At 43.8% G+C, this 26039-nt stretch carries 18 protein-coding genes and 1 rRNA gene; 11 read left to right on the top strand and 8 right to left on the bottom strand.

Features of this window, described 5'->3' with window-relative positions:
- Together rrf and MHM98_RS17400 are read left to right on the top strand one after the other, a co-directional pair.
- A 5S ribosomal RNA gene (gene rrf / locus MHM98_RS17395) occupies positions 1–115 on the top strand.
- 666 nt (positions 116–781) lie between these two features.
- A complete protein-coding gene (locus MHM98_RS17400; protein ID WP_239440670.1) occupies positions 782–1489 on the top strand; it encodes a SapC family protein in 708 nt (235 codons plus the stop codon).
- Between the two features lie 117 nt (positions 1490–1606).
- Here the strand turns inward: MHM98_RS17400 and MHM98_RS17405 are convergent, their stop codons facing one another.
- The gene (locus MHM98_RS17405; RefSeq protein WP_239440671.1) at positions 1607–4648 is read right to left on the bottom strand and encodes a TonB-dependent receptor; all 3042 of its coding nucleotides are present in this window, start codon (positions 4646–4648) and stop codon (positions 1607–1609) included.
- Positions 4649–4906: 258 nt separating this feature from the next.
- Here MHM98_RS17405 and MHM98_RS17410 point away from each other — a divergent pair, with 258 nt between their 5' ends.
- Complete coding sequence (locus MHM98_RS17410; RefSeq protein WP_239440672.1) at positions 4907–6226, top strand: sugar MFS transporter; 1320 nt, start codon at positions 4907–4909, stop codon at positions 6224–6226.
- Here MHM98_RS17410 and oxyR read toward each other — a convergent pair.
- Complete coding sequence (oxyR, locus tag MHM98_RS17415) at positions 6215–7114, bottom strand: DNA-binding transcriptional regulator OxyR (protein ID WP_239440673.1); 900 nt, start codon at positions 7112–7114, stop codon at positions 6215–6217. The genes MHM98_RS17410 and oxyR overlap by 12 nt on opposite strands.
- Positions 7115–7271: 157 nt before the next feature.
- Between oxyR and MHM98_RS17420 the strand changes: the two genes are divergently transcribed.
- A complete protein-coding gene (locus MHM98_RS17420) occupies positions 7272–7826 on the top strand; it encodes a hypothetical protein (RefSeq protein ID WP_239440674.1) in 555 nt (184 codons plus the stop codon).
- Between the two features lie 250 nt (positions 7827–8076).
- The gene (locus MHM98_RS17425) at positions 8077–10620 is read left to right on the top strand and encodes a TonB-dependent receptor (RefSeq protein ID WP_239440675.1); all 2544 of its coding nucleotides are present in this window, start codon (positions 8077–8079) and stop codon (positions 10618–10620) included.
- 79 nt (positions 10621–10699) lie between these two features.
- Here the strand turns inward: MHM98_RS17425 and MHM98_RS17430 are convergent, their stop codons facing one another.
- A complete protein-coding gene (locus MHM98_RS17430) occupies positions 10700–11476 on the bottom strand; it encodes a 3-hydroxyacyl-CoA dehydrogenase (RefSeq protein ID WP_239440676.1) in 777 nt (258 codons plus the stop codon).
- A gap of 41 nt (positions 11477–11517) precedes the next feature.
- Positions 11518–12666, bottom strand: coding sequence for an acyl-CoA dehydrogenase family protein (locus tag MHM98_RS17435; protein WP_239440677.1), 1149 nt, complete (start codon positions 12664–12666; stop codon positions 11518–11520).
- 376 nt (positions 12667–13042) lie between these two features.
- Here MHM98_RS17435 and MHM98_RS17440 point away from each other — a divergent pair, with 376 nt between their 5' ends.
- Both MHM98_RS17440 and MHM98_RS17445 read left to right on the top strand, forming a co-directional pair.
- Positions 13043–15607 (top strand): TonB-dependent receptor, encoded by a 2565-nt coding sequence (locus tag MHM98_RS17440; RefSeq protein ID WP_239440678.1) that lies wholly within the window; start codon positions 13043–13045, stop codon positions 15605–15607.
- A gap of 92 nt (positions 15608–15699) precedes the next feature.
- Entirely contained in the window at positions 15700–16692 is a 993-nt protein-coding gene (locus tag MHM98_RS17445; RefSeq protein WP_239440679.1) for an AraC family transcriptional regulator, read from the top strand.
- Here the strand turns inward: MHM98_RS17445 and MHM98_RS17450 are convergent.
- On the bottom strand, positions 16689–17540 hold the full coding sequence (locus MHM98_RS17450; RefSeq protein WP_239440680.1) for a MipA/OmpV family protein: 852 nt from the start codon (positions 17538–17540) through the stop codon (positions 16689–16691). The genes MHM98_RS17445 and MHM98_RS17450 overlap by 4 nt on opposite strands.
- A gap of 119 nt (positions 17541–17659) precedes the next feature.
- Between MHM98_RS17450 and MHM98_RS17455 the strand changes: the two genes are divergently transcribed.
- Together MHM98_RS17455 and MHM98_RS17460 are read left to right on the top strand one after the other, a co-directional pair.
- Positions 17660–18106: a hypothetical protein gene (locus MHM98_RS17455; RefSeq protein ID WP_239440681.1), complete on the top strand. Its 447-nt coding sequence runs from the start codon at positions 17660–17662 to the stop codon at positions 18104–18106.
- A 30-nt stretch (positions 18107–18136) separates the two neighbouring features.
- Entirely contained in the window at positions 18137–19198 is a 1062-nt protein-coding gene (locus MHM98_RS17460; protein ID WP_239440682.1) for a hypothetical protein, read from the top strand.
- 22 nt (positions 19199–19220) lie between these two features.
- Here the strand turns inward: MHM98_RS17460 and MHM98_RS17465 are convergent, their stop codons facing one another.
- The 3 genes from MHM98_RS17465 to MHM98_RS17475 form a co-directional block, all read right to left on the bottom strand.
- On the bottom strand, positions 19221–19925 hold the full coding sequence (locus tag MHM98_RS17465; RefSeq protein ID WP_239440683.1) for a response regulator transcription factor: 705 nt from the start codon (positions 19923–19925) through the stop codon (positions 19221–19223).
- A 64-nt stretch (positions 19926–19989) separates the two neighbouring features.
- Positions 19990–21489, bottom strand: coding sequence for a hypothetical protein (locus MHM98_RS17470; RefSeq protein WP_239440684.1), 1500 nt, complete (start codon positions 21487–21489; stop codon positions 19990–19992).
- A gap of 198 nt (positions 21490–21687) precedes the next feature.
- Positions 21688–22281, bottom strand: a complete 594-nt coding sequence (locus MHM98_RS17475; protein ID WP_239440685.1) for a DUF938 domain-containing protein — start codon at positions 22279–22281, stop codon at positions 21688–21690.
- Between the two features lie 124 nt (positions 22282–22405).
- Between MHM98_RS17475 and MHM98_RS17480 the strand changes: the two genes are divergently transcribed.
- Both MHM98_RS17480 and MHM98_RS17485 read left to right on the top strand, forming a co-directional pair.
- On the top strand, positions 22406–24055 hold the full coding sequence (locus MHM98_RS17480) for a M28 family metallopeptidase (protein ID WP_239440686.1): 1650 nt from the start codon (positions 22406–22408) through the stop codon (positions 24053–24055).
- 159 nt (positions 24056–24214) lie between these two features.
- Complete coding sequence (locus MHM98_RS17485) at positions 24215–25714, top strand: diguanylate cyclase (protein ID WP_239440687.1); 1500 nt, start codon at positions 24215–24217, stop codon at positions 25712–25714.
- The last annotated feature ends 325 nt before the right edge of the window (positions 25715–26039 follow it).

Raw genomic sequence — 26039 nt, forward strand, 5'->3', positions numbered from 1 at the left:
TTGGTAACCATAGCAAGTTGGTCCCACCTGATCCCATTCCGAACTCAGTAGTGAAACGACTTAGCGCCGATGGTAGTGTGGGGCTTCCCCATGTGAGAGTAGGACATTGCCAAACACCTATTTAGAGGAAAGCCCCAGCATTGATTGCGGGGGCTTTTTTCGTTTCTGCGTGTGAATTAATTATCTAGATACATTTGAAATCATCGTATGGGCGGAGGCTTTGCTCTAAAGCGCTACCGCGCTGTTCCTGCTCCCGACGTTCCCCCGTTGCTACGCAGGGCTTCCCCAACACAGCTTATGTTTGTTGCGATGCACTGCGTGCAACGGACTAACATCGCCTTTGATGCTTGTTGCGTCGAACCTTGTTCGACGGACTGCGGCTCAAGAGAGTAGGACACCGCTTTTTCGCATTTCGATAATTGTTCCATGCGTTATTCTACCTACATCCCTGTAGGCACCTGCGTTCGCGGTATTAGTGCATCTCGGTAATGGTCTCCATGATTGCTCTACCTCCTGAATCCCTTCAGTCGAATACACGTCATTGCCAAACACTTTTTTTGTTTCTGGCTATGTGTAAAAAACATCCAAAGTGCTAATGTTGTCTTTTTATGAGTTCGAATAGTCTATTTAAGTTGTTGAAATAAAATCATTATTTTATTGTCATTTCTTTCCTGTAATCTTTTTGTTAAACAAATTGTATTGAGGGCTTGTGTTCTTTAATATGTCCCCCATATCTATTTTCAGATACACAATAAATATAAAAGATTTAGGAATTTAATAAATGACTTCTCCAATGAAAGCATTGAATGCTACTGAACACAAAAATGTAAAAATTAAAAAAGAATTACACATTGAAGGCACGAAAAACCAACAGGTTCTACCATTATTAGTTCATGAATTCGCTAAAGCGGGTTCTGCAATGCCAGTTATCTTTATTCGTCCAAGCGAAGAAGATAAAAAAGTAGTACAGCCTGCAGCTCTTCTTGGTTTGAAGCCAGAAGAAAACTTATTTTACAGTGAAGGTAAATGGGTTGGTGATTATCTACCTGCGGTAGTTACTCATCATCCATTTGCGATGGTACCTACACAAGGTGAAGAAAACCGCTTACAAATGCTTATCAACGAAAGCAGCCCTCTTGTGAATGAAGAGGAAGGTGACGCATTGTTTGAAGGTGAAGAGCAATCTGAATACCTTAAAAAACGCATGGAAACACTGTCTAATTACTTCGGTAGCATGCAGATCACTCGTGAATTTTGTGATTACCTAGTTGAAAAAGATTTATTAGTTGAGCAAACGCTAACTGTAGAAATCAACGGTGAAAAAGTTCAGTTAAACGGCTTGTTATTAGTCGACGAGAAAAAACTAAATGAGATGTCAGACGAAGATCATTTAGAATTACGTAAGCGTGGTTATTTAGGTCCTATCTTTGCACACCTAGGTTCATTACATCATGCGAACAAACTAGCTAAGTTACGTGCTGAAGCGTAATTTCCAGTTTAAGTGATAAAGAAAAGGCCTTACATTGTAAGGCCTTTTTTATTGGGGCAATATATGTTCGTTAGTATATGATGAAGTGTCGACTTTGTTCGAAACGCAGATTGCTGGCTAGAAATTGATGCGAGCCCCTAGTGTCCAACGCGCCTCATAGATGTTTTGGAATGCTTTTTGTGACCTAAACTCCAGATAGGTTTGTTGGTATTCTTCAAGAATATTTGAGCCATTAACGTACACACTAATCTCGTCGTCGACTTTGTAACTAAAGTTAACGTCAAGTTGCGAGTAAGTGTCTTGGTATAGTGATTGACCACCAACTGCACCAACTGTGCCTTGTGTAATCAGGCGTGGGCTAATTGAGTTCCAAGCTAGACGTGTAGAAAATGGCTCTTGCTCGTACCACAGTACTAAGTTGTATGTATCTTCTGACATACCAACGAATGGTAAGTCGTTACCGTGAACATCTTTAGCATCTTGCTTGCTATCGTTGTATGTGTAGTTAACGTCTAGACCCATGTTGCTAAGTACTGGTACATCGATGAAGTCAGAAAATGCTAATTTACCACCAACTTCGTAACCTTGTACGCTGCCTCCATTACCTTGAACCTGTGTTGTAAATGGCCATGGACCACGATGGATTCCATCGGCATCTGGCTCATCAATCATTACAGTCCCGCGCTCGGTAAAGCTTTCGATGTCGATCTTGAAAGTCGATAAGAAAAATACAGATTCTGCATGTGGATACCATTCGGCTGACAGTGATATATTTTTAGAGCGCCATGGTTTTAGTTTTGGATTTCCTGTTAGAGTACCATTAACAACGCGTAAGCAATCACAGTCTGTGTTATTTACACGGCCAATAGTTTTACCGCCTCCCCATTGTGCAAGATTTAGCGCTTGCATATTTTTTGAGTAAGCACCACGTAGCACTACTTCGTCAGTTGCTTGAATAGCAATGTTTAACGATGGTAGATAATCAGCGTAGCTACGCTCTGTAACTTCATCACCCGTGTCAGGGCCTAAACCACTGTGTGGTAGAGAAGCACCCACTAGGTTCTGCTTAACGTATAGATCTGTTTCTACAACTTTTAGACCCGCGTTACCGCTAACGATACCGTGTTCGAAGTTAACTTGCGTGAAGAAAGTAGTCTCTTGCAGTTTAACGTCGTATGAAGCGCCACCGTTTTCTGTGCGTTGTACGTTACCAAAGGTATCTAAGTGGAACTGACGAGGATCATCGAAGTTGCTTGGGTCGATTGCCCACATACCTGGGATGCCAGTAACTGCGCCAAAGTTAGTTTGGAATGACACGTCAGTGTGTTGATCAAGACGAGTTGGACCTAATATTGTGTAAGGAACCCAATCACCAGCTTTAAGGTCGCCAACATCTTCTGTGAGGTATTCACCAGCAGCTGGGTTGCCTTCACAGCCTGCAGTATCCATGAACTGATCCACGGCTTTCCACTGGGCGATATCACAACCGTCACCAAAGTTTGACGTGTAGGTGAACTGATCGTGATCTACGCTACGCTCCATCACACGTGCACCAAAGTCGATGCTAGTGATGTAATCGTTATCTTCTAGTGCGTAATTCCAACGTGTGCTGAATGTATCGATAGTACCTTCGTCATCGGTGTTGCCCTCTGAAGAGAACGCGCCAATGTGGTATGAATTGATATCGGCCATGTAAGCTGCAACGCTTTGCGGGCCTGCGCAACCATTAACGATTTGATCGAAACCGCTAAAGATTGGATGCTCACCTGACGCGTCGTAAGATAAGGTAAAGATGTCTTCGATGCCGCCTGGTGAGAAGTCAGCATAACAGCCGCCCTTGTCACCAACGACAGTTTCACCATTAGTACAGTTTGCACCTTGAGTGAACTGACCTGGGCCTGTCACTAATGTGCCGCGGTCGATACTTAAGATATCGCCTTCACCGTAACCGTGACGCATGCTAGCTGTTGCTTTCGCGCGAGTCATACGAACCTGACCAGTAAGAGCACCACCGTTGTTGTAGTTCAGTTCAAGGTTATAGTTTTCAGACGTCTCAGTGTTGTTGTTAACCTGAGTAAAGGTTTGTAGACGGTAAGACTGCATTTTGAATGAGTTAATGCCAGCCCATACGTTACCATCTGGATCGGTGAATGAATCACCTGTAAAGCCTGCATCATTTGGATAAGCGTATTCGTTAAAGCTGTTCCAGCGGTTGTTTTGTGACAAACCTTGACGACGGTTAAAGCGCTCTTGATCAGTGTAGAAAGCATCAAGTACAACTTCGAAACCTTCGCCTAAGTCACCTTGTAGTGTCAATTGGAAAGCGTCGCGATTACGCTCTTCTTCTTTGTTAAATGCTGAAAAACCTTGTGGTACAACGTGACGAGTTTCTTCGCCGCGTGAGTTAGCACCCCAAGTGTGGTTGTTATTTGCTGCGCCGATACCACCGTTTTCTGACGTATCGAAGTAACCGTTGTAGTCAGTGGCTAGGTTAGCTTCTGATGTTACGGCTGAAAATAAAACACCGAATTTTTCGCCGTTGTAAGCTACTAAACCGTTAAGTGTTGGATCGGTTTCTTTGCTGATTGAACCTTTAGTTAGTTCACCACCTAGACCGAAAGTGTAACCATTATCCATATCAAATGGACGGCGTGTCTTTAGATCGATAGAACCAGAAATACCAGCGGCACTGCGTTTTGCTTGCGCTGATTTAAATACGTCTACACCTGAGAAAAGTTGTGCTGGAAGGTTGCCGTAGTCAGCACCAGATGAGTCGATTGTTGTCGCACTTAAGAACACTTCACCATTCATGGTTGTGTCTACTTGTGGTAAACCACGGATCGCAATAACACCACCTTCACCAGCAGTACGAGTAACTTGTACACCAGTAATACGTTGCAGGGAATCGGCGATAGTTACATCAGGAAGTTTACCAATGTCTTCAGCAGTGATGCCGTCTACTTGTGATGCTGCAAAGCGTTTTGTATTGATACTTGCTTTACTACTTGCACGAATACCGCTGACCTGAATAATTTCGATGTTGGCTTCGGCTTCTTCTTTACTTTTGTCTTCTTCAGCAATCGCAGGAGTGGAGATTCCGCCCATTGCTAAAGCTATACTGGTTGCCAATAAGCGCTTGTTGAATTTTATACCCGACACCAACGTCCCTTCCATTTGTTTTTGTAATGTGTTCTGAGATCAAAGTAATAGCCTAAATGTAGACGAATATTTTTAGTTGCATCGGACAAATTCATTAATAAATTGAATAGCGCAACTTTTTCACGTAAAAAGAGGCAACTTCCTTGTTGCTGTTTCGCTTACCGTTATTATTGGCATTGATAACAATTGGCAGGTGACTCAGTTGTGGATTGGTGGAGAGCCACATAAATTATAATAATTATAGGTCTTGGAGGCTTCATGAATACTGCGGTATCGACAAGCAAACCTAACCGATCGACAGTTATGCCGATGGTTATTATTGGTGTGCTGTTTTTTATTTTTGGTTTTGTAACTTGGCTTAACGGATCGTTAATTCCGTTTTTAAAAATTGTATGTGAACTCAACGAATTCCAAGCGCTATTTGTTACTTTTGCATTCTATATCGCCTATACGGTGATGGCGTTTCCAATGTCGTTTATCCTTAATAAAACCGGATATAAAAACGGTATGGCGATTGGTTTAGGTATTATGGTGGTTGGTTCGCTCGCCTTTATCCCAGCGGCACAAAGCGCTAACTACGCTATCTTTTTGATTGCATTGTTTATTTTAGGAGCAGGTCTAACAATTCTACAAACTGCTTCAAATCCTTACTTGGTAAAAATTGGTCCTGAAGAAAGCGCAGCGATGCGTATTTCAATTATGGGTATAATTAACAAAACCGCAGGCGTTGTTGTGCCGGCGGTTTTTACTGTGCTGATTTTAGCTGACATGGGAGATGTTTCGGAGCAAGCTGTTGCCGCTATGGCAGAAGAGCAGCGTCAAGCGACGATTACTGAATTGTCGAACAAGCTAGTAGTGCCATATATTTACATGGCAATTGCGTTAGCATTTTTGATTGCATTAGTGAAATTTTCCTCGTTACCTGAATTAGATTTAGAGTCTGAAGCGAGTGACAGCGATGAAAAAGGCAGCGTATTTGCTTTCCCACAAGTGGTATTGGGGGCTATTGCACTATTTGCTTATGTGGGCGTTGAAGTCATTGCTGGCGATACCATAGGTCTTTATGGTTCTGGGTTAGGTGTTGCAAACTTTGCAGCATTAACTTCTTACACCATGATGTTTATGGTGTTTGGTTATATTATCGGTGTTACTTGTATTCCGCGATTTATCTCGCAGCAACAAGCGCTTATAGGTTCTGCAATCGCGGGTTCACTGTGTATTGTTGGCGTTGTCTTTGGCTCACAAACATCAACCGCTATTGCCGATGTACTTTGGGGTTGGACTGGAATAAGTGTAGTGCCTGATTCGGTAACCTTTGTTGCATTGATGGGCTTGGCGCATGCCTTGGTCTGGCCATCGGTTTGGCCACTGGCACTTGATGGTATGGGTAAGTTCACCTCACAAGCGTCAGCGTTATTGATTATGGGGATTTCAGGTGGCGCTATTTTACCGCTGGTTTTCGGCAAAGTAGCGCATGTGATGAATGATACTCAAGTCGCTTATTGGGTTGGCTTACCTTGTTATCTATTCATTTTGTTCTACGCCTTAAAAGGCCACAAAATGAAATCATGGAAATAAAGGCTTAGCCGCTTCACGAATGACACTGACGATTTTTCTTACGCAGTGCATTCGCGAATAATTTGGTCTAATGACTAATGAAATTTTGCGAGTCGGTTGTGGCTCGCTAAATGGCAAATAAGCAATCGTATTATTGGTGTTTATTTGTGTTGTGGCTAACGCTGGTAACAGCGTGATGCCTGCGCCACTGGCGACCATGTGGCGCAGTGTTTCTAAACTTGTTGCTTGAAAACTGGTATCTTCTTTAGCGCCCGCTGAGAAACAATATCCCATCGCTTGATCTTTCAAACAATGCCCATCTTCTAACGTCAGTATTTTATACTCGTGCAAGTGATGTAATGATAAATCTTGTTGCGTCGTCAACGGGTGCTCGCTCGGAGCGGCCAACACTAACGGCTCGTCAAACAAGTCGTAACATTCAAATTTATCCATTTCTTCTAGATACGGTAGCACTAACACATCGAGCTTGCCCTCATCGAGTTTTTGCAGCAAAACCTTGGTTTGATTTTCGTGTAATAAGAATTGCACTTTTGGCAGCTCACTCGATAGCGCAGGCATGATGTGGGGGAGCAAATAAGGCGCTAGTGTTGGGATCAAACCCATGTGTATATCGCCGGCGAGAGGATCGAGTAAATCTTTGGCTTGGCGCTCAAAATCTTGAGCCGCATTCAACACTTTGCGTGCATCAATCACCAACTTTTCACCCGCAGGCGTTAACATCACATTGTGACGATGGCGCTCTACTAACTGCAATCCAAGTTGTTCTTCTAGCTTCATGAGTTGACCACTAAGCGTCGGTTGGCTGACATAGCATGCACTGGCGGCTTTACCAAAATGTCTGTGTTGCTCTATGGCATCGAGGTATTCAAGATCGCGTAGTTTTATCATCGTTACTCACTATTTAAATCGAATTTATGATTTGTTAAATCTATAGTAATTGAATTATAGATAATTGCTCAACACAAATTGTAACAGGACAACACTTGGGCTTTTTGTAAAAACTCGCTAGCTTAAAATATATTCCTCGTTTATGGAGCGCAATCTTATGCCATTGCCCGTGATACTCGCAGGCGCCGTTGTCGGTGCCGTGCTTGCCCATGATAATCAGAAGTCCTTTTTGCGATCCCTCGATAACGATCGTCGTAATCCATTAAGGCCCGATCTCGGACGAGAGCCTTCAGAGGTGCTACCGAGTCCAAAACACGTCGCATTGGTTCCAGGCAGTATAGTTTGTTGCGAGGTATATGAAGCCTTTATTCACACTGGCGTGGTGATCGATGATGAGACCATTGTAGAGCTTCATGGCAGTGGTTTGATAAGGGCTGTGTCGAAAAAACGCTTCTTGGCAGATCGCAGTGGTAGTCATATTTTTGCCGCCTGTGATCGACAAGGCATTCCCTTAACCTTTAGTCGAATGATAGACAGCGCATCACAAGATATTTTTAACTTTTACAATTACGATTTACTCAAAGCAAATTGTTACCGACATACGTGGCGTTGGCTGACTGGCGAAGATATTGCGCTCGAGCGCTTTGCCGAATTTAATAAAAAACTTAGCCAAAAAGCTGGCTCTGAAATTTATTGGGACGTTGTTGTTTAGCGATTAATTTTCGTTTTTACTGTTGAATTTAACATTTTTTTAACGTACAAGTTTATATATGCATTGGCTATTTCGCCGGAAATCATCGTCTTTTATTAGTATTTCCATGCAAATATATGATTTTTTCTAGCATATAACAAAACAACTGTTTATATGTTAACTAAATGTTATGTAGCATGATGTTGTTAAAAGGTGAATATACACCGAACTTTATTTTTATTTCTCACTTGAGAATAACAAGGAACAACGTATGTCAAACAACTACCAGCGAAGTGCTATCGCACTTTTCGTATCAACCGCGATTACCTCAGCGCCTTTAATGGCGGCAGAAGATGAAAAGTCAACAAAAGACGCCGTTAAAAATGCAGAGAAAATTTCTGTTATAGGTACCCGTGCAGCGCCGCGCTCTGCCAGTGACTCAGCAGTACCAGTCGACATTATCGATGGTGGTGAAATTGCTAACCAAGGTCCGTCGGACATGGTTTCATTGCTGCAAAATGTCGTGCCATCATTCAACGTAAATGACCAACCAATTAACGACGGTTCAACCCTAGTTCGTCCGGCGAATTTACGCGGTTTGGCGTCGGATCATACTTTGATTCTTGTCAACGGTAAGCGTCGCCATCGCAGCGCCGTAATTACCTTCTTAGGTGGCGGTTTATCAGATGGTGCGCAAGGCCCTGACTTATCAGTAATTCCATCAGCTGCCATCAAGCAAGTTGATGTTCTGCGTGATGGTGCGGCAGCTCAATATGGTTCAGATGCACTTGCTGGTGTGATGAACTTCACCCTCAAAAATGCTAGCGAAGGTGGCATGTTTGAAGTCAAATATGGTGAGTTTTATGAGGGCGATGGTGACGGTGTTCAGGTGTCGGGTAACATTGGTTTACCGTTAACTGAAAACGGTTTTATCAATACCTCGTTTGAATGGAAACAGTCAGATCCTACGAGTCGAAGTGTACAGCGTGACGATGCGCAAGGACTGATCGATGCTGGAAATACTCACGTAGCCTCTCCTGCGCAAATTTGGGGGGCTCCTGAATTTAAAGAAGATATTAAAGTATTTGTTAATGCTGGCCTTGATTTAGGTGATGGTGCTGAAGCTTATTTATTCGGTAACATTGCTAAGCGTGATGTTGAGGGGGGCTTCTACTACCGTAATCCACACACACGTGGCGGTGCTTATTCTAACGATGATGGTAAAACATTGTTAGTGGGTGATTTAACTCCAGATGATGGCATTAGCTGTCCAGTCATTCCTATTACAACGGGTAATGTATTAACGCAGCAAAACTACATCGATGGTGTCCAAAATAACCCGAACTGTTTCTCTTTTAATGAAATGTTCCCGGGTGGTTTCACACCTAAATTCGGCGGTAATGTGACTGATACTTCACTAGTCTTTGGTACTAAGGGCGAGTTTGGCGATGAAGTATTTTACGATGTGAGTTTCTCTCATGGCCGCAATGAAGTTGATTACAAGCTAAGTGGCTCGATTAACCCATCGTTAGGTCCAGATACACCAACAGAGTTCAGTCCTGGTACTTATATTCAACAAGAAGATATGCTCAACGTGGACTTCTCTAAAGCGGTTGATGTTGGTTTCGACGAGCCAATGAATGTGGCGGGTGGTATTGAATACCGCAACGAGTCATACGAATCTATCGCCGGCGATCAAGAATCTTGGGAAATTGGTCCATTAGCTGCGCAAGGTTTTGGTATCGGCTCTAACGGCTTCCCAGGACTGTCGGCGCGAAGTGCGGGTAAGACTAGTCGTAACAGCGTTGCCCTGTATGTAGATACTGAGACTTACTTCACCGATGAATTTATGGTGGGCGCGGCGATTCGTTTCGAAGATTTCTCTGACTTTGGTAACACGACCAAAGGTAAGCTATCTGCACGTTGGGAGTTTGTAGAAGATTGGGCACTGCGTGGCGCAATAAGCACAGGCTTTAAAGCACCAACTATTGGTCAAGCAACTGTCCGTAACGTAACGACAGCATTTGGTACAGATGGCGCACTTATTGACCGTGCGACTCTGCCACCAACCCATCCAATTTCTCAGAAAAAAGGCGGTACTACGCTAACACCTGAAGAGTCGACTAACTTTAGTGTTGGTTTAGTTGGTGAGTTTGAAAATGGTATTTTCTTAACTATCGACTACTTCAACATTGAAGTGACAGATCGTATTTCAACAACCTCGGGGATTAAGTTAACGGATCAAGATCGTGCTGAATTAGTCGCTTCAGGCGTTACCGATGCATCGAGCTTTACTGAAATCTCGTACTTTACCAATGACTTTGATACCACAACACAGGGTGTTGATATCGTAGCGAGTTACGATATGGATATGTTTGGCGGTGAAACGACATTCTCGTTCGCATACAACTGGACACAAACCGTGGTTGACCGCGCATCAGACAATATCTCTGCTGAACGTATTAAGATGTTAGAAGATAACTTACCAGCACTGCGTTACAACCTAACGGCTAATCACACCAATGGCGATTGGCGCGTACTGACTCGCGTGCGTTATGCGGGTTCAATCTACGAAGATCATCTAGATTCAGGTCTACCGTTTAACGTGGGCTCTGAAGTGGTATTTGATGCTGAAGTGGCTTATACCGTTGATGACAATTGGAAGCTAACAGTCGGTGCAACCAACTTGTTTGATGAAACACCGGATGAAATTACGCCATACGACAATGAAATCGCGGGTTCACTTTACCCAACGACTTCACCAATTGGTATTAACGGTGGTTACTACTACATGAAGGCGACTTACAACTTCTAACAGTTTAAAGCCTTAATACAAAAGCGCCGCTATCAATTGATAGCGGCGCTTTTTATTTGGTGAATGACGCGAGTTCAGATTACTTCGCAGGCATACGGATCGCTGCATCTAAACGAATGGTTTCGCCATTGATGTAGCTATTCTCAATCATATGAATGGCTAAGCGGCCAAATTCGCTTGGATAACCCATGCGCTTTGGAAATTGAATATTAGCTACTAGTGACTCTTGCACGTTATCCGGCATGCCTAATAACATTGGCGTGCCCATGATGCCCGGTGCTATGGTGTTTACACGAACGCCTGTACGGGCTAAATCACGTGCCATAGGCAGTGTCATACCAACAATGCCGCCTTTACTTGCGGCATAAGCCGCTTGGCCCATTTGGCCTTCATAGGCTGCAACTGAAGCGGTATTAATGATGATGCCGCGCTCGCCGCTATCACCTTCGGCTTCATTTTTTGCCATCATTTGTGCAGCAACACGTGCCACATTAAATGAGCCAATTAAGTTGATATTGATAGTTTTAGCAAAGGCGTCTAATGGCTGTGCTTGACCTTCGCGATCCAAAACTTTTTTCGCGGGGGCGATACCTGCGCAGTTAATACAAATATCAACGCGATTGAACTTAGCTATCACTTGGTCAAATGCAGCTTCAACTGAAGCATCGCTGGTCACATCTGTAGTAACAAATAACGCGTTCTCTTCGCCAAGAGCAGCTACGGCTTCAGCTCCTGCTTGCTCATTAACATCTAAGATCGCAACTTTGATCCCTGCTTTAACTAATTCGTCGGTTGTTGCGCGGCCAAGGCCTGAAGCGCCGCCGGTTACTACGGCAATTTTGTTATCTGTTTGCATATTAATTCTCTAATTTTTTTCGGTAAATTGACGTATTGCGCTTAGCTTAATAGCTTGTCACGGGCGATAATCACTCGCTGTATCTCACTAGTTCCTTCGTAAATCGCGGTTAGACGAACGTCGCGTACAAAGCGCTCTACTGGGTATTCTTTAATGTAACCAGCGCCGCCTAAACATTGTAGTGCAGTGTAACAAGCATCGTTGGCTTTTTCTGATGCAAATAATTTCGCCATAGATGCCGATGTGCCAAATGGCAGACCTTGGTCTTTGTTATATGCCGCTTGCATTAATAATAAACGCGCTGCTTCTAATTCGGTATAACGATCGCTTACCATAAATTGTAGACCTTGGAATTTTGATAACTCTTGGCCAAATTGTTTGCGCTCTTTAATGTAGTCGCTGGCGTAATCCATCGCTTCTAAGCCAATACCTAGTGCCAATGAGCCAATACCAATGCGGCCACCTGCTAACTCACCGATGGCAATTTTAAAGCCTTTGTTTAACTCGCCCATTAATGCTGATTTAGGGATTACACAGTCATTAAAGCTCACTTCACAGGTTGAAGAAGCGCGCTGTCCCATTTTGTCTTCCGGTTTAGCGATAGTCATTCCAGGCGTGTCAGCATCGATTAAGAAACAGCTAATGCCTTTGCCACGTGGTGCGCTTGGGTCTGTGACTGCCCATACGACAAAAACACCTGCAAATTTAGCCGAAGTAATGTAGATTTTGCTGCCGTTTAATACGAAGTTGTCACCATCTGCCACCGCGGTCGTGCGCATTGCAGAAGGATCTGACCCTGCACTTGGCTCAGTTAAACAGAAGGCACCCGCCAAGAATTCGCCATTACAAAACTTTGGTAAATAGTGATTTTTTTGCTCTTCGCTACCAACCGCTTGAATCACTTCTGCCACCATGTTGGTTACTGAGGTTGCCGTTGCCGTAGAAGCACAACCACGTGCGATTTCTGTTACAGCTAGGGAGAATGCAACTGTGCTACCGCCAATACCACCGTATTGCTCTTTAACGGTCATTCCCATGAAACCAAGCTCAGCCAGCTCTTTAATTTGCGCGAGGTATAGCTCGTGATCGCCTTCGTCTAGCTTTTGCGCGTTTGGCTTTAATTGATTTTCAGCGAACTGACTCGCCGTTTCGCGGATCATTTGTTCTTCTTCAGAAAACTCGAATTGCATGGGATGTTCCTTGTAATAATAATTTTCGATCATTGTTGTTTAAATGACGTGCATTTAACAGGACATCAATTAGCAATGAGATCACATTTTCGCTCATAAACGAAAAACGGGCGCGATAGCTTTGTGGGTCGGGTTTCTTGGTTACTGGCGTTAAAAATGTGACTTAAGTCTCTAAAACTAAAGAGTAAGTGATTTGAATATCATATGCTTATAAGGTTTAAGGTGGCGATTCATGAAAAGTTACAATTAGTGCATGACACAGTTTATTTGATGTGGGATGCTAGTCGAGTGAAAAATATACAGTTCGCTCCACAAAAGCGTCTCTGAGCGCGGATTTCACATCAACATGTTTTTGAGTATTTGTTAAGGAACCACAATGAAAAGAACCAGTAAAACGGCTATCGCGAGTCATGTCTCTGCGTTGTTTAGTCGTAAGATCTTACCCCTATCTATTCTTGCCGCATCGGGCGCATTTGCATCAACCACAGCGATAGCAGCTGACAAAGAAGCGAAGAAAGATATCGAACACATTCTCGTAACAGGCTCGCGTCGTAACGACCGTACTGTTTCAGAAAGTAGTGTACCAGTTGACATCATTAACATCGAAGATATGGTAACAACAGGTCAGTTAGAAGTGAGCCAAGTGTTAACGACACTGATTCCAAGCTTTAACTACCCAAATCCATCAATTGCCGATGGTACTGACCACTCGCGCCCTGCAGTATTGCGTGGCTTGGCACCGGATCACACCCTGGTTCTTATCAATGGTAAGCGTCGTCACAGCTCTGCGCTATTAAACCTTAATGGTACTGTAGGTCGTGGTTCTACCGCGGTTGATCTCAACACCATTCCTACATCTGCCATCAAATCAATTGAAGTTCTGCGCGATGGCGCGGCAGCACAATATGGCTCAGACGCTATTGCTGGTGTAATTAACATTATTCTAAAAGATGAAACTGGCGGTAGCATTAGTGCAACCTACGGCGAATACAACACAACGATGGCTGGCGTACCTCAGCTAGAAAGCGTGTCAGTGGGGGCAGATGGTAACCTCGCGTTTGAAACGGGTGGCGATCGCACTCGTACCGACGGTGGCATTACGACCATTGCTGGTGACTGGGGCACTGAAATCGGCGAAGCGGGTTTCTTTAACGTTGCCTTTGAATCACGTCAACGCGATCCTTCAATTCGTTCTGGTTTTGATCCTCGTGAGCAATACGCTCGTATCGATGATGGCAGTGAAAACGGCGCACTTGATCCGCGTGAGTTAAGCTTCGATCGCTACAACCACAAATGGGGTAAGGCGAAAGTTGAAGATCTAAGTCTATTCTTCAACATGGGTTACAACCTGTCTGAAACGACAGAGATTTATGCATTTGGTAGCTTCTCTGAGCGTGAAGGTTTATCGGCGGGTTTCTACCGTCGTGCTAAAGACAGCCGTAACGTGTTAGACATTTACCCAAATGGTTTCCTACCTCATATTTCATCAGATGTCACAGACACCGCGTTTAATGTTGGTATTAAAGGTGAAACTAACGATTGGAACTGGGATTTAAGCGCTAACATCGGTAAAAACGATTTTGGCTTCGGCGTAGAAAACTCACTCAATACCTCTTTGGGTAAAGACAGCCCAACGGAATTTGATAACGGTAACTTAGTGTACGAGCAAATCGTAACTAATGCGTCAGCTAACACCATGCAAGATTGGGGTCTAGAGAACGAAGTATTCGTGGCGTTAGGTTTCGAATACCGTCAAGAAAACTACCAAATTAAGCCAGGTGAAGAAGCCTCTTATGTTACTAAACTAGATGGCGAAGGCGACCCTATTGCTGCTGGTGGTGCGCAAGTATTACCAGGCTTCTCACCATCGAGCGCCGTTGATGATAGTCGTCACAACTATGCGGTATACGTTGAGTTAGATACTGATGTAAATGATCGTTTTAACATTGCTTACGCTGGTCGTTTCGAAGACTACTCTGATTTTGGTTCAACCTTTACTAATAAACTAGCGGGTCGTTTCTCGGTAAACGATGAACTATCATTCCGCGGCGCTATCAGTACTGGTTTCAGAGCGCCGTCACTAGCGCAAACCAGTTATAAATCTATCGCAACAGTGTTTGTCGATGGCGTGCCAAATGAAGTAGGTTTATTCCCAGTTGACGAGCCTGCTGCAGTTGCACTAGGTGCGAAACAACTAGAAGCGGAAGAATCTGTTAACTCAACCTTTGGTTTTGTTTACGAGTATGACGATTTCAACCTAACCGTTGATGCATACCACATCACTATTGATGATCGTATCGTACTGTCTGAAAACCTTTCGGGAGATGCGGTAGTTGATATCTTAAAGTCGGCTGGTGAATTAAACACAACTCGTGCGCGTTACTTTACTAACGCCATCGATACGACAACTAAAGGTCTAGATATCGTAGCTACTTACGATATGGATATGGATGACTACGGTAGCTTGCGTTTAAGTGCTGCTTTGAACTTCAACGATACAGAAGTGACAGGCATTAAAGACAACCCATCTGAGTTATCTGCGCTTGGCGACAGCTATCAAGTGTTCTCTGATCGTGAAATCACTCGTTTTGAGTTAGGTACGCCTAAGAACAAGTACAACCTAGCGGCAATGTGGACTTACGAAGATCTTAAAGTCAATCTACGTGCAACGCGTTATGGTGAAGTGGTTGATGCATCGAGCAACCCAGATAATCACGAGGTATTAGCACCGAAATGGATTACTGATATCGATGCTAGTTACCAAATCACAGAGTCAATTAACCTTGCAATTGGTGTAAACAACTTGTTTGACCAATACCCGCAAGATACGGTGAGCAACGTTGGTTACAGTACCTTTAACCAAGTGTTCCCATACTCGGGCTTCTCAGCATACGGTGCTGATGGTCGTTTCGTGTATGCGCGAGCTACTTACAAGTTTTAATACTTGTAAATAATAACAAAGGCCGTCTGTTGACGGCCTTTTTTGTTGAAACAAAATAAGTCACAATATCGCTCAATTGATCGGGAGGCGCGATGGCGACCATTGGACATTACTATATAAAATCATGTATTAGTGCAGCGGCTTTTAAGGGCGTAGACACTAAAGCGCTTATGATGATGGCTGGTATTGCGCCAAGTAGTATTGCTAAAAAACAGCGGGTGACAGATCATTGCATGGCGACGTTACTCAATTATTTGATCGAACATACGCAAGACGCTTTTTTCGGTTTTTCGAAACAAGCGGTGCCGCCGAAGTTTTATCAGTTGTTGCTTAGTGGTGTTGTTATGGCGAAAACCGTTGAGCAGGCGATAACCACGCTACAAACTGCTTTAGCGTTGGCTGGATGCCAACTTGAAATGCGTTGTGAAGAGAAACAGGTGTGTTTATCGCTATCGCATCAGCACGACGATCCCGCGCATTTTTTGCAAGAATATTTGATGGTGTTTGTCCACCGGTTACTGTGCTGGCTAGCCAATAAGACCATAGTGCTTAACGGTGCTAGTGTTGCCTATGAGCCGGCAGATTATCAAATGGAGTTTGCGCTGTTATTTCGTTGTCAGACTGCCACCAATCAAACCCAAAACGCGATCTATTTTGATGAATCGATCTTGTTGTGGCCTGTGTTGCAAGCGCCGGAAAGTATCTATCAAGTCATCGAACAATTTCCGCTGATAGTGTTACGCTTTCCTGAATCTGATAACGCCTTAGACCAACGAGTCTACGGTTTACTCAAACGCTATTTCACTCAACATAGTAATTTACCCGATGCTAATTACATCGCTCATGCACTGAATATGAGTAGTGCCACCTTGAGACGTCAATTGGGAAATCTAGAAACGAGCTTTTCTCAACTTAAGACAGAATTTCGCCAAGAGCAGGCGATGCGTTTGTTGCGCAATCCTCAAAATACCATTGAGGATATCGCTAGCCAGTTGGATTACAGTGAAGCTCGAGCCTTTTCGCGAGTATTCAAGCAGTGGACGGAGCTGACGCCATCGCAATATCGCCAGCTGTTTTTGCCCTAGAAAAACTTAGAAAACATCAAGCGAATCGCTAAGCTTGAATCGCCGTCGGTTAATGGACTGTCGCTAATATTGCTGTCAAACCATGTGTTTTCTATATTTATAGAGGTAATGCCGCCAAAGAAGATTGGTGTCATGACGGAAACGCCTAATGTTTTATTGAGCGCGCTATCGCCAGTGTACTGCATGCGGTTTGCAGTGGCTTCATGTGCTGCGACGCCGTAGTAATAATCCACATGATTGCTATCGACATAGCTTAAACCAACACTTGGCTCCACAAACACAGGGCCAAAGCGCATCATCTTACCAAAGGTAGATTTGACTTCTAGGCCGTCTGATTTTCCCAGCACGTCACGCATAATTGATGTATCGATTTTCCAATCGTTATGCTGATAGGTTAGTCCTATTCCCGCGTCTAGCGACAGTTTGCGCTCATCCATACCATCGAAGATATCAGCATCATCCGCTTCAAACCCACCAAAGCGCGGTGCGGCTTGTAACGAGAACTTGAAGTGTTCGTCACGCCACGCGTGGTAGCTAACGAAGGGGCCGAATGCTGAAAACTTTTCGCTGCGATAGCCAATAATCGGCAAGGGGATCACAGGTTGATCGTGATCTTTATAAATGCCGTTATCGATGCCGATACCCGCACCATAAATAAAACCGAATTTCTCCATGCGCTGACGATTGTCACCGCGTTTGTCTTGTTCTTTGGCGTAAGCAAAGCTCGTCGTTAGCGATGAGATGATTAAGGCGGAAATTAGTGTTAATCGCTTCATGGTGGTTTCCTGTGATGAAAGGCGATTAGTGATACGCTGCGTATCGCTAAATTGATCAAAAAAATCAATCATAAAGCGATTGCTGATAATAAAAAACAAACATTACATTTTATTACAATTGCAGGTTGTTATAGCCGAGATTGCCAGTGCTATATTCAACCAACAAAGTGCGTGAGAAGCCGTAATAGACAATGACAAATGATGACATTATTGAGTCGCAATACCTATGGTGGTGTGACAAAGAGCCTGCATTGCTTAACAAGCTAAGCACTGATTTGTCGATTCGGTTTAGTGAATTGCCTGCGGTAGATATGCTGCTAAAAGAAGCCTTAAAGTTTTTGTTTATCGCAGGACGCGCTGGCGATACTGACACGCGAGAGCGCTTTACACCAAGTTTGATAATCGATGAGGTGTGGCACGGATTAATTTTACATACCAAAACTTATAGTGAATTTTGCCACGCGTTTTATGGCCATTTTATTCATCATCATCCTGGTGGCGATGACGAGGAAAATGCTGCGCAATTGCGTAGTACGCTTTATGCATTGCAGCGGGAATTTGGAACGTTAAATTCACAGTTTTGGCCAACTGATGCAGTGCTCAATATTGCTGGGCAATGTAGCAGTTGCGAAACCTAACCTGTTTTTAGATCTGAAAAGGGAGTTATTATGATTTTTGAATCAAAGATTGATTTACACCTTCAGCGCGACAGTGAATTGGCGCGTAAAAAACCAACCAAGATTTTTGCAAAATTCTTGTATGCACTTACCAGTGGTAATTATGGAGAGCTCAAAGAACAACAGCTCTTTACGGCGGTCGCTATAATGCAAGAGCTCAATAAGGTGATGATGAAAAAGGGCATCACTAATTTACAGCTGTTAGAAGTTGATGAGGTTGTTTATTACGAAGATCTCGACAATAAAGACAATGATCTTGCCGAAGGCATGATGAATATAACGCTTAAACGGGATCACATTACTGCGCCTGAGTTTGAACACATGGCGCTAACCTTGTCCCATCCGCAAGATGACATTGAGTACTTTATTGAAATCGATATTTCGCGAATTCACAAGCCAAACGATGCGCCTATCCATATTAAGATTTATGGCTATATAGATGCCTTTAAAAAAGCGAGTGATGAATCTGAAGAAGCCTTAAAAGCGCGTATTGGCAGTCATTTCTCGTCGCAAGAGAAATACGATGAAATGGTGCGTCGTTATCGCAGCCAATTTGACTCTTTTGTTTCTGGGCTTAATTTTGCCCTCAATGCACAGCTCCGAGTTAAAGAAGCACCGGTGGAAACCAGCAATGTTATCGTAAGGCCTGAGAATAAAGCACGTGCGTGGGATGACTCGTCACGAGTGCGTCGTCGTCATTATCGTCACAGTAACTGTGGTGATGTGATTTACCCATTAATGTGGTTGTCACTGATGGATAATCACAGCATTACGCCGTCTGATGTCACTATTGAAGCGCCTGATGGTGAAGAATTAGGTGTCATTGCTGAAGGTGCGGAGGTTGATGCTGCAGAGCCGTTACTCAATGAAGATATCGCGCTGGATGATGCATTGGAAAGCTCGTCTTTTAGTGAGTCATCGACGTTAGATGACGACACTACAGCGGCAAGCAGTTGGCTGAGTGATATGGGGGACTTTAGTTCAGATAGTGGCTCGTCTGATAGCGGTTCATCGTGCAGCAGTTGCTCGTCTTGTAGTAGTTGTTCTTCTTAGTGCCAGCGCGCAGAACTAGTCATTAGCTTACGGCTAGTTCTGGTTCCTGCTGTGTTAAAAACACATAGCCGCTGCCGCGCACCGTTTGAATATGCGGTGAATCGTTAATGGCAGCGAGCTTTTTACGTACATTGGAAACGTGCACATCCAAGCTGCGATCGGCGCTAGAAATACTGCGATTAAATAACACTTTCCCCAATATTTCTCGCGAAATAATTTGTCCTGCATTGGTCATTAAAAATTGCATTAATTCAAATTCGACACCGGTTAATGCGATGTGCTGTCCGCAATAGGTGACCTGACGTTTTACGTTGCACAACTCCACGCCATTAAGTGCAATGGACTGGCTGTTGTCATTGTGGGTATTTAAAGGTCTGAGTTGGGCTTTTATGCGCGCTACCAATTCCCGCGGATGGGTTTGATAACCGAAATAATCATTGGCTCCCAACTCAAGGGCATGAATTAAATCGAATTGCTCAACGGTTGGTGAAAACATGAAAATAGGCGCATTGCAGGCATTCCTCAAATTGATCAACACACTAAATTCGTTGAAATTGGGCTTGCTAATGTTGAGGATGACTAACGCGTATTGTTGGCGCTGTAATAAATAAAAACATTCTAGTGTTGAGTCGCATTGTTTTACGGTGAGATCGCAGTCCGCCAACGATTGACTAAACGGAAAGCTATCTTCACCATCTAGGTTAATGACTAATACTTGATTATTCATATCGAGTTTACTTTTTCTGTTATAAAAAGCGCCAGTGAATGATGTCACCCACTGGCGTAGTTCATTATCGAGTTTGATTAGCCAGTGTTAATTTATAGCCAGATGCTGATGCAGCGTCTTCTTCCAGAATAAGGAATTGTTCTTCACTTTCTTCATCGAGCACTAACTCTTGAGAGATAAGTAAAATGTCGCTCGAATCGCGTTTAGCAACGGCATAGATGGTGTAGGTATTGTTGAGTAGCAAGATATTTTGCGGCTCGCCAAAATCGACTGATTTTTTGTTAGCTGCGGTATCGATGATTTCATCACTGCGCACAAAATAAAAATTCACGGTGCTAAAGTCTTCGTCGTCAACAAAGTTAATGATATTGACGCCGTGCTCGTAGATGCCTTGATGAGTACTGTTGTCTACGACAAGCGAGTTAATGGTAATTTCTATTTCATCAACGATGCCATCGTTATTCTCATCGACATTACCGTCGCCATCGTGATCGACATTTTCTTCCTCGAGGTAGAAGAACACGGTTCTGTCGACATTTTCTTTGAGTGTCACCAAGTGGTTTTTTAGCAAAAACTCTTGTGTACCCGGCAGAGTGAGTTCAAGGCTGTAATCGCCGCGATCTGTGATAATAGATTCACTAAATTGACCCTGTGCTAGGTTGGCAAAATCAGGTGTTTGGTTATAACCATCTAAGTGAACGTCTAGTGTACCTTGATAATCGCTGATCAGATCGTGTTGCTCGATGCCGTTAAATACAGTGAGTTTGGCTTGCGCGCCGTCATTGGCGTATTCGATGGCACTAGCGCTGCTTACGCGATCGATAACAAATGGTGAACTGCCAACACCTTGGTTTTCACGCACTACCATCACGTATTGTGAGGCGAACGAATAATTCACTTCGTCAGAGGTGTAAAGTACTTCATCACTGCCGCTGTTGGTAATGTAGAAGATGTAGTCGTCTTGTTCGAACTTGGCATTGTCGGTGAGTTGGCCATAGGCTGTTTGGCCGATTAATGTCGCTTCGTTAAAGGTTTCATCAGACTTTGATAGGTAAATATCGATATTGGCTTGACTTTGATGCAGGTTTAACAATCGCATGTTAAATAGATCATCGTCGGTATCCGTTTCATCGTCGATAACAGGAATGGTGTAAGTTAATACTTCTGGATTTGTTATATCTTGGGTAAGTACCACAAACTGAATGTTGTCGCTCGTTATCTCGATCGAGCTTTCGTAAACCTTGGTCAGATCATCACGGGCAATGCTGTCATCACTTTGCCATGCCAGCTCCATGGCATAGTTGTTGGTTTCTAATAGTTTGTCACCGCCGGTTTGGCCGAAACTGACGCTGTTATAGGTTTGTTCGAAATAATCAGTACCGTCTTCATCGAGATTTTCATCGAGAGTTAGGAAAATAGCAGGTGCGTTGGCTGAGGCATTGTAAAATGTAACATAGCCTTCCCCCGAACTATCGCTGCTTCCGCCACAGGCACTAAGTCCTGTAACCATAAGCGCTGGGATCACGAGCGTCTTAAGTGAAAATAATGGATTGTTTGATGGCATGTAGTGCTCCAAGTATTGTGCGTCGTTTTGCAAAGGCAAAACTGAAAGTTTTTATAACGGCGTAATCGATTAGCGCAGCAATAGAGCGGGATTTTATAGATAGGTTTCAAATTTGCTTTGAAGTTTTCAATACTTTGCACATGCTTACATTTCCTTACATTGGGCGATTAAGGTAAAGCGGTAAGCAGAGGGATTAATTTATTGAACTTTTATAAATGACAGCAAGCGATTATTAGCAGGCATTTCATCATCATTGAGCAGTTGCAGATTGGCTTCCTTAGCGAGCTCAATAATCCACTCAATATCGCGAATACCACTTTGATTATCGCGTTCTTTAAGCCAAGCATCAAATGATGCATTACTGTCACTGGTGAACTTGCCTGCGTAATTAAATGGGCCGTAAATAATCACCAACCCTTGGTCTGCTAAGTTTTGTTTAATTTGGTTAAATAGGACTTTCACTAAAGACTTACTTACAATGTGTAGTGTGTTGGCAGTGTAAAGCACATCAATATTTGTTACTGGCCACGGCTGATTTAAATCCAGTGACAGTGGTGGCTTAACATTAGTTAGTCCACTTTCACTAATCCATTGTCTAATACCGTCGTGATTCACAGCTAAATCACTCGTTTGCCATGTTAAGTGGGGCATCGCCGCTGCAAAATGCACTGCATGTTGCCCCGTGCCAGAACCTATTTCTAACACTGCGTGCCTATCGCTAAGCAGCGGTAGCAACTTATCTAAAATTGGTTGTTTGTTATTATCGCAAGCCTGTGAGTGTGGTTTTGTCATGACAGTAGAACGCCTATTTATATGAGCTGGCAGTATAGGTTGATGGCAGTTTTAACGCTACCTTTTGCTTAATCTGTGCTTCGGGCTATACTGTCGGCGTCCTTTCAAATTAAGAACAAAAACAATGAAAAAAATACTGAGTTTAGCGATGGTTTCCGTCGCCGTTTTAGCTGGCTGTAATGATTCTAAGCCACAAGCACAAAAAGAAGTGGCTGTTAATGATGCTGCGGCGATTGCTGCAAGTTACAACAGCATTAATGCACAGCAACTTGCTGAGCACGTTAAAGTGCTAGCGTCTGATGAGTTTGGCGGTCGTTCGCCATCAACAGAAGGCGAGAAGCTTACTTTAGATTACCTAACCAAAGAGTTTAAAGCGCTGGGCTTTGAGCCGGGTAACGGCGATAGCTACTTCCAAGAAGTACCCCTAGTGTCTATTGAAGCGTCGCCAGATATGACGTTATCGATTGGTGGCAAAGATTACCAATACGGCACAGACATGGTAATGGGGTCTAGCCAAATCGTTGAAGAAATTGGCATCAAAGATTCGCCATTAGTGTTCGTGGGTTACGGTGTTAATGCGCCAGAATATAACTGGAACGATTACGAAGGCATCGATGTTAAAGGTAAGACGGTTGTTATCTTGGTTAACGATCCGGGCTATGCCAATAAAGATCCTAAGCAGTTTACTGGTGAAGCCATGACGTACTACGGTCGTTGGACTTACAAATACGAAGAAGCGAGCCGTCAAGGAGCAGCAGGCGCGATTATTGTTCATGAAACTGCACCAGCATCATACGGTTGGAACGTGGTTAAAAACTCATGGTCAGGTGAGCAATTTGGTTTCCAACGCGATGATAAAAACAAAGATCGCGTGAAAGTAGAAGGCTGGATTAACAGCGATGTAGCTAAAGAGCTATTTGCTAAAGCTGGTTTAGATTTTGAAGCTGCGAAAAAAGAAGCCGCTAAAGGCGCTTATCATGTGGCGATGGGTGACTTGACTGCATCTGTTGATGTGAAAAACACCATTAAAACGTCGGTATCTAACAACTTTATCGCGACACTTCCGGGTCGCACTAAAGCCGATGAGCATATCATCTATACGGCGCACTGGGATCATCTAGGTACAGACAAGAGTCTAACTGGCGATCAGATATACAATGGCGCAGTAGACAACGCAACGGGTACTGCGGCGTTAATCGAAGTAGCCGAAGCCTTCGCTAAACTGCCAGTGCGTCCAGAACGTTCAATTACCATGCTAGCGGTAACGGCTGAAGAGCAGGGCTTGTTAGGCTCGAAGTTCTATGCTGCAAACCCAATTATTGCGCCAGCTAAAACAGTGGCAGATATTAATATGGATGCACTAGATGTTGTTGGTCGCAGCGCTGATGTTGCTGTTTACGGTTTAGGACAATCTGAACTAGACAATTACCTAGAAGCCGCTGTGAAAAAACAAGGTCGTGTCATTTCAGGCGATCCGCGCCCAGCAGCTGGCATCTACTACCGCTCAGATCACTTCGCATTTGCTAACGTAGGCATTCCAGCGCTTTATGCGAAAAGTGGTAAGAAGCCAGTCGATGAGGCAACGGCTAAACTGCGCGCTGAATTAGGTCCTAAATTAGCTAAGTGTTACCACGGTTTATGTGATGAATACAGCGAGCAATGGGATTTATCAGGCGCTGTTGAAGACATGCAGGCTTTCTTCGAAGTTGGTTATGAGTTATCGAAAGAAAGCGTGTGGCCACAATGGAGCGAGAAATCAGAGTTCAAACGTTAGTCATTAAACGTTAACGAACCCTAATAAAAGAGCCCTCGAATGCGAGGGCTTTTTTGTCTATGGTCTCGCAGTAAAGCCGAGATTACAATTGATCTAAAACAAAGTGTCGTTAGCCAGACAATTTATAATTTAGAGTAGTAACTCAGGATTATAAAGCTCATGGTCTACAAGAAGATTTCAGTTGGTTTTTCTGCCATTGTAATAATTGTTATCGCGCTAGCTTTTGGCTCGCAAAAGCAGCTTAACGATATCGCAGATGACATGGACAGTTTGTACAAGCATCCCTTCACCGTTTCCAATGCCGCCAAAAATATCAATTTTCATTTGGTATCTATGCACCGTCATATGAAAGATGTGGTGCTATCGCAAAACCAGGAGCAAATGGAATGGGCTGTGTCTCGAGTGGCAGTGCACGAACAGGCCGCGCTAGCAGATTTTGACATCATCTTTGAACGTTTCCTTGGTGAAAAATCTCAAATTAAAGAAACCTATCAAAGCTTTGTTGATTGGCAGCCTATTCGCAATGAGGTGATTGCGTTAATGCGAGAAGGTAAGCAACAGCAAGCTTCGGCGATTACGGTGGGCAAGGGCGCCTCTCATGTCGCCAAGCTGAATCTTGAAGTTGAAGCGCTGGTGGAGTTTGCTTATAACAAGGCGCAGCAATTTCACAGCAGTGCCCAGCAGAGTAAAGAGCATGCTCTGTTTATTAACGCTGGGTTTTCCACGCTAGCGGTGATTATGGTGATTTTGTTCTCCATTTATGTGGTGCGCAGTCTACGCGCTGCCAATAAGGATCGTATTCGTCGTAATCATCTCATTGACCAACAAATCATGATGGCGACACTCGATAAGTCAGGTAAAGTGATAGATGCCAGCAATGCACTATGTCGCTTCTTGGGCTGTATGAAGTCTGATCTTATTGGTAAGCCGAGTCATTTCTTTGATAACTCAGCGCAAAGCGAGCAGCTAACCAAAGATATTCTGCGCGTTGTTTCAACTGGCATGGAATGGACGGGGGAAATCCAACACTCAACATCAGAGCATCAAACATTTTGGGCCCATTCTTCAGTGTTGCCTAACTTCGATGAGAGTTACCGCATCGTCAATTACACCAATATTCTCAACGATGTGACTAACAAGAAATTGTCGGTGGTGGACAAATTAACAGCGCTACCAAATCGCCGCAGTTATGACGATTTACTCAACAAGGAATTGCGGTTGGCCAAACGTCATGATTACAACATTACCTTGGCGATTATCGATATCGATTTCTTTAAGAAATACAACGATCACTATGGCCATCCACAAGGTGATATTGCACTGCAACGAGTCGCGACAAAGCTGATGGAGTGTCTCAAGCGTCCGAGTGATTATGTGTTCCGTATTGGCGGAGAAGAGTTTGCGCTTATCTTCTCGCGCGCCACGATCGCTGAAAGTCAGCTGTTCTTAGATAAACTTCGGACGAGCATAGAGTTTCTACACATCAAGCATAGCGAGAGCCTGATCAGTGATTACTTAACGATTTCTATCGGTGGCTATGTGTTGATGCCGCCACAAATGTGCGATCCGCAGGCGCTCTATGTCGAAGCTGACAAAGCCTTGTATCAAGCGAAGAAACAACGCAACTGCGCTGTGGTGACTGGCACGACGAATCATTAGGGCCTGTTGACCTTTGGTGAAGGCTTTTGCAGCGAATTGTTCGGATTTTATACAAGGCAGAGCCTGCGACGCTTAACGGGCTATGCTAGCAGGCGATAACGCCGTAGAAATCACGAACAAACGCTGTCCTTCGGATGCAATGACAAGACATTTTCGCGGCGTTTTTCGTCGCTCACCTAGGTAAACTAGGCGTCGCTCCTCATGCCTTGCGAAAAAGCCTTGTCAATTGCACAAAATTCATCCTCGAAAGATCAACAGGCCCTAGAAACTTTCTGATTATTTCACGGTCTGTGTTGGGATAGAAAATTACAGGAAGATATAAAAA

The sequence above is a fragment of the Psychrobium sp. MM17-31 genome, from assembly GCF_022347785.1.
Classification (GTDB): domain Bacteria; phylum Pseudomonadota; class Gammaproteobacteria; order Enterobacterales; family Psychrobiaceae; genus Psychrobium.